Below are 1,633 nucleotides of genomic sequence, written 5' to 3' on the forward strand. Positions count from 1 at the left end.
GTGACGCGTGCCCAGCAGCTTGCCCGTCATGCTATCCAAACGCTCCGCGTAAGCGTTGCCGAAGGTCAGGAAGTCCACGGCCATCTTCAGGCAGGTTTCGCGCCGAAAAGCCGGATGCGGCACAAGCGTGGACGCCAGGATGTTGGCCTTGAAGTAGATGGCTGAACTATGGTGCGGACTCGCCCGAAACGTCTTGGACAAGCCGCCGAAGTGGACGGGTGGCTCATACCATCGTCCGTTACGCCAGCATTCCAAGTAGTCCAAAATTTCGCGCCGATCCAGCACCGGCACGGGATCGCCAAATGAAAAAGCCTCGACCTTGGCGGGCGCAGCTGCCGGCTGCGTAACGGGCGCGGAAAAGCTCTCGCGCGGCTTGCGTTTGCGTGTCATCCAAATAGCTCCATAAAGCCTTTTCCGGCGCCAGCAGCGCCTTCCAGCGGTTCCCAATCCAGCGCATGCATGAGCGCCCAGGCCAAGTCCGCATGTCCCGTCTCACTCGCGCGGCCGGCGTCATACGTGACGCTGCGCCCGCTCGCGGTCATCGTCTTTCGTATCGCCATCAGGGATTGCGCCAGGTCCGTGGCGCCGGCGTCGAACTCCAACCGCTTGTTGCGGATCACGTCGCCAGCTTTGAGCACCAGGCGGCCCTTGACCTCGGGCGAATAGCTGTAAGCCCGCGCGGCCGGGAAGAACTGCTTGACCAGCTGATACACGCCCTGACCCATGCCGGTGGCGTCGATACCGATGTATGCGACGGCGTACCGTTCCGTGATTTCCTTGATCTTCTTGGCCTGCGCGGCGAAGTCCATGCCGCGAAACTGATGATGCTCAAGCACGCGAAACTTTCCGCCGGGCGTGCGCGGCGCGGCCAGCACAACGCAGCCGGCCGAATCGCCGGTGAGCGATGGGTCATAGCCCACCAGTACCGGGAAATGCCCGTATGGCCGCAACAGGAACTTCTGCACGTCCACCCATTCGACCATTGCATCAACCATGCATCCCTGCAGCATGGCAAGCGGAAAGATGGACGCCGTGTCGTCGATGAACCCACACATAAGCAGGTTCTCGAACTGATCCGGGCTGTACTCAAGGCGCAGCTCTTCGATGTCAAAGAGGTTGCAGCCGCCCGCCTCCGCGTCCAGGATGGTGACGATCTGCCGCCAGATGCGGTCATCGCACCGGTGGCCATTCTTCAGGATCGAATGAGCCAGCTCAATGGCGACCTGATCGCGCTTCGCGCGCCGCTTGTTGAATACTTCGCCCGTCCAAAGTGGATAGGCTTCGTGCGCCATGCTCGACGGCGTAGAGAAGTAAGTCTTGCGCCATTGCTTATGCAACGCCATGCCGCTGGCCACCTTGTTCAGTTCGCCAAACTTGGGTACCCAAAAAAATTCGTCGAAGTAAAAATTGCCGTGGTAGCTCTGTGCGGTGCGGGCATTCGTTCCCAGGAAGTACAGATGCGCGCCATTGGGCAGCACAATGGGATCGCCTTTCAGGTCCACGTCCGCGGCCTCCCGCGCGAACTGGATGATGTACTGCTTGAAGACGTGCGCCTGCGCCTTCGATGCGGACAGAAAAATCTGATTTCGGCCGGTCTCTATCGCATCAATCAACGCCTCTCGGGCGAAGTACC

The 1,633-nt window shown here is 60.4% G+C and carries 1 protein-coding gene and 1 pseudogene; both read right to left on the bottom strand.

Features of this window, described 5'->3' with window-relative positions; genetic code table 11:
* A pseudogene (locus tag KVT32_RS27705) lies at positions 1–390 on the bottom strand (capsid portal protein); the annotation flags it as partial.
* Positions 387–1,633 (bottom strand): terminase large subunit domain-containing protein (locus KVT32_RS27710; RefSeq protein ID WP_217619148.1); only part of this gene is annotated, 1,247 nt, incomplete at its 5' end. The pseudogene KVT32_RS27705 and the gene KVT32_RS27710, both read right to left, overlap by 4 nt.

The sequence above is a fragment of the Achromobacter sp. GbtcB20 genome (genome assembly GCF_019091095.1).
Taxonomy (GTDB): Bacteria; Pseudomonadota; Gammaproteobacteria; order Burkholderiales; family Burkholderiaceae_B; genus Achromobacter; species Achromobacter mucicolens.